Origin of the sequence: Congzhengia sp., from assembly GCF_037235575.1 — a bacterium.
Classification (GTDB): Bacteria; Bacillota; Clostridia; order UBA1381; family UBA9506; genus Congzhengia; species Congzhengia minquanensis.
Map to the genome: position 1 here is coordinate 1 of NZ_JAXUNN010000005.1, position 4,351 is coordinate 4,351.

At 44.9% G+C, this 4,351-nt stretch carries 3 protein-coding genes; 1 reads left to right on the forward strand and 2 read right to left on the reverse strand.

Annotated features, from left to right (window positions below):
- The coding region (gene pyk / locus WIG73_RS00355) for a pyruvate kinase (RefSeq protein ID WP_337398783.1) at positions 1 to 1,411 on the forward strand (1,411 nt) is incomplete at its 5' end.
- Positions 1,412 to 1,470: 59 nt separating this feature from the next.
- Here the strand turns inward: pyk and WIG73_RS00360 are convergent.
- Both WIG73_RS00360 and recN read right to left on the reverse strand, forming a co-directional pair.
- A complete protein-coding gene (locus WIG73_RS00360; protein ID WP_337398784.1) occupies positions 1,471 to 2,469 on the reverse strand; it encodes a rod shape-determining protein in 999 nt (332 codons plus the stop codon).
- Positions 2,469 to 4,154, reverse strand: coding sequence for a DNA repair protein RecN (gene recN / locus WIG73_RS00365; RefSeq protein ID WP_337398785.1), 1,686 nt, complete (start codon positions 4,152 to 4,154; stop codon positions 2,469 to 2,471). The genes WIG73_RS00360 and recN overlap by 1 nt, the downstream gene beginning before the upstream one ends.
- Positions 4,155 to 4,351: the final 197 nt, after the last annotated feature.

Sequence of the window (4,351 nt, forward strand, 5' to 3'; positions counted from 1 at the left end):
GAAAATTATTTGTACATTGGGGCCTGCCTCCCGCAGCGAACAGGTGATTGCCGGCATGCTGAAAAGCGGATTGGACGTGGCAAGAATTAACTTTTCCCACGGAACCCATGAATATCATAAAGAAACAATTGAACTGTTCCGCAAAGTGCGGGACAAAATGGGCGTTCCTGCGGCCGTTATGCTGGATACAAAGGGGCCCGAAATCCGGCTTGGCAATTTTAAAAACCACAAGGAAATTCTTGAAAACGGAGCTGTGTTTACGCTCACCTCTGATGAGTATGACGGCGACGCAAAAAAGGTTTCTGTCACATATAAAGACCTGCCAAAACAGCTAACGCCCGGAAATAAGGTGCTGATTGACGACGGCAGAATTCATCTTGAAGTGACCCAGGTTCAGAAAAACGATATTATCTGCAAGGTTATCTCCGGCGGCGAGGTCTCCGACCACAAGGGGGTTAACATCCCCAATGTCCATTTGAATATTCCGTATTTAGGCCGGGCAGATGAACAGGACTTAGTATTCGGCGTGGAACAGGACGTAGATTTTATTGCAGCTTCGTTTGTGCGTTCAAAGGAAGATGTAATTGCCCTCCGTAACTTCTTAGACTATCACGGCGGGTACAATATAAAAATTATTTCAAAGATTGAAAACATAGAAGGCGTAAATAATTTTGACGAAATATTAAGCCATTCTGACGGGATCATGGTTGCCCGAGGGGACATGGGTGTGGAAATTGAATTTGAAAAGCTGCCGGGCCTGCAGAAAAAATTCATTCGGAAATGCTATCAGGCAGGGAAAATGGTCATCACGGCAACCCAGATGTTAGAGTCGATGATTCACTCCACTACGCCTACCAGAGCAGAAATTACAGACGTTGCCAACGCTGTGTTCGACGGCACATCGGCCATAATGCTTTCCGGTGAAACCGCCATTGGCGACCATCCGGAACTGGTTGTTCAGGTTATGGCCAGCATTGCCCTCCAGGCAGAAAAAGACGCCTTTGATATGGATATATACAAAGACGTGCAATATGATATTGACATGAACGACACAACAAATGCAATTTGTGACGCGGCCTGCACCACGGCACGGGACGTGAAAGCAACCGCCATCATTGCTATAACAAAATCGGGTTATACCGCACGGCGGGTTTCGAAGTTCCGCCCGCGGGAAATTATCATCGCCACAACGCCATCAGAAAAAACATATCACCAGTTAACGCTTTCCTGGGGGGTGTATCCTGTAAAAGCACTGTATCAGTATGACGCCAATGTGCTCTTTCATCATTCCGTTGCCTGTGCAAAACGGTTTGGTTTTATCAAAGATAACGACAGGGTTGTGATTACTGCCGGTGCCGACGGCACCACCGATATTTTAAAGGTGCAGACAGTTACTGACGCAAGAAAATAATTCAGATAGAGGTAAAACAACAAAAACCGTTGTTTTACCTCTTTGTTTTTCCATTCTGTTTATCGTTCAGATTGTTTAAAAAGTTTTCCAGAATGCAGCATTAAGCAGAAGCCGTCCGCCACACTCCGTTCTGCATTTTTATCCAAAACCGCAGGTAAGGAAAAGTTTTTAAAAATCAATTTTTCTATCCCATACAGCAAACTGCCGCCGCCTGTCAGCACAACGCCATCTTTTGCTATTGCCTTTAAAAAATGTGCCGGAATCTTTTTCAAAACCTTTGCCAGCATCTGTAAAAATTCGTCTGCAGCAGGCTGCATCACGCCATAAATTTCGTTTGAATCCACGGTGAGATAGGCTGGCGTTCCATCAGTTACGTGTTTTCCTGTTATGTTCATTTTCAAATTAAAGTCCCTTGGATAAAAACAGCCAAGGTTGTTCTTAATGCTTTCCGCCGTTTCTCCGCTGATAATCATATCATATTTGTCCCGGATATAGTCATAAATCATACTGTTTATTTTGTTTTGCGACAAATTTGAAGTTTCTGATAAAATAACATTGCCCGATGCAAGAAACGCATAAGCCGTGCATCCGCCGCCAAGATGAATGATCATTTTGCCCTGAGCGTCATCCGGTTTTACTCCAACTCCATAGCCTGCGGCAAGCATTTTGCTGACAATGGCGACACTTCGTCCGCCCGCGGAAAGAACAGCTTCTTCCGCTGCCCGGCGTTCTACGTTGGTAAAACCATCTGGCAAGCACAGCGCCACTCTGGGCTTAAAAATTCTTGTTCCACAAATCCGTTTTATAACGTGCCTGACCAGACGTTCAAAAATTGGATAATCAGTCAGCCTGCCGTCTGCCAGAGGATAGACTCCCCGGCTATGTATTTTTGCATGCCTTAACAGTTCTTCCGCTTCAAAACCGGCATTTAAAATTCTGCCGGTTTCCGGCTCCACGGCCACCAATGCCGGCTCACAAAAAACAATTCCCCGTTTGCGTATGCAGCCATATGCCGTGGCCGAGCCAATGTATATTCCCAAGTCATCTGATATTGACATTATTTCTCCCCACCCTGTTTCCCTTTGCGAATCATCTCTGCTGCCTGAGCAACAGTAGTTTCTGTCACGTTGTCGCCGCCAATCATAAGGGCAATTTCCGATATTTTTTCCTGCTGGTTTAAAAGCTGAATTGTGGTGTTTGTTCTGTTGTTTTCCTGTAATTTGCTAATTTTAAAATGGTGTTCAGACAGAGAGGCAATCTGCGGCAAATGTGTTACACAAAGCACCTGTTTTTTTTCTGAAATTTCGCGGAGCTTAATCCCAACCTTGCCTGCCGCCCTGCCGCTGATGCCTGAGTCGATTTCGTCAAAAATGAGTGTTCCCGCGGCGTCGCCGGCAACCAAAACATTTTTTAATGCAAGCATAATTCTGGAAAGCTCGCCGCCCGACACGATTTTTGCAAGGGGTTTCGGCGGTTCACCCTGGTTAGCAGACAATAAAAATTCAACCTTGTCCATTCCGTTTTTACAAAGGGCGCACGGTTCAAAATGCACCGAAAACTTTGCTCCCTCCATATTAAGTTCCGACAGCTCTGCATTGATTTTGGTTTCAATTATTTTTGCAGCCTTCTGCCTTTTTCCGCGGTTTGTTTTGGCAAGTTCATTTGCCTTTGCCAACAGCTTTTTTATGGTTTCTTCCGTTTCCGTTTTTCTTGTTTCCGAAGTCTGAATGGTTTCAAGCTCCGCCTCTGCCCTTCGGCCGTATTCTAAAATTTCCTCTTCCGAATTTCCATATTTTCGTTTCAGGCGATAAATCAAGTCCAGCCGTTCTTCAATTTCATCTAACGAAAATTCGCCAGTTCCTGCCTGTTCCAATTTCTCGTGGATTGTACCTACAATATCCTCTAAGCCATAGAGAAATTCCGCCATCTTCTCTGAAACATCATCCAGTCCGGCTCCCGATTGCGCGCAGGCTTCCACCGCTCTTTGCGCCTGAGACAAAAAATTATAGGCACACACGCCCTCACTATTTTCATACAGCATATCCAGCGCCAGCGAACAATTTTCCTGAATGGTCTCTTTGTTTTTCACCATGCTGCGTGTTGCTTTCAGTTCCTCTTCCTCGCCGGGACAAAGAGCAGCCTCGTTGATTTCATTGATTTCGTAATTTAACACATCAATTCTGCGCAGCCGTTCTGTTTCATCTATGTCAAGCGCGCTGCGTTCCTTTTCGGCCTCCCCTAACGCAGCATATACTTTATCAAATTCATGAAAAGTATCTTTTTCTGAGTCCCGAACAGAAGCATCGAGAAAAGAAACATGGCTTGCGCTGTTTAAAAGTGCCTGGTTGTCGTGCTGGCCATGGACGTTGATTAGGCATTGGCCGATTTCCCGAAGTTTTGAAACGGGAACTGTTTTTCCGCCTGCTTTACAAATGTTTTTCCCATCAAGAAAAAGCCGCCGGGACACAATCAAGCAGCCTTCTTCATCTGCAGTTACGTCGAGCGTTTCAAGCAGTTTCACTGTTTCTGGGGTAAGATAAAACAAGCCCTCAACATAGGCATAATTTTCACCGTTTCGGATAATATCTCGTCCAATTCGTTCACCCAAAAGCATGTTAACCGATCCGATTAAAATTGATTTTCCGGCACCAGTTTCACCAGTTAAAACATTAAAGCCCGTGCCGAAATTTACGTCGGCCTTTTTAATCAGGGCAACATTTTCAATGGAAAGATTAAAAAGCATATTCCACAAGTCCTTTCTAGCACAATCAGCTTTTAATCATCAGTTTGATTTTGTCTGCTAAGAACGCTGCGTTTTTTTCTGTTTTCGTTACGCACAGCAACGTATCGTCGCCGGCAACACAGCCAATGATTTCATCAAAACCCAGCGAATCGATTACAAAGCCAACAGCCTGGGCCATTCCGGAATGTGTTTTAATC

Excerpts from the sequence above, each read along its gene's own strand:
- recN (WP_337398785.1), bottom strand. The coding sequence starts at position 4,154 with ATGCTTTTTAATCTTTCCATTGAAAATGTTGCCCTGATTAAAAAGGCC.
- WIG73_RS00360 (WP_337398784.1), bottom strand. The coding sequence starts at position 2,469 with ATGTCAATATCAGATGACTTGGGAATATACATTGGCTCGGCCACGGCA.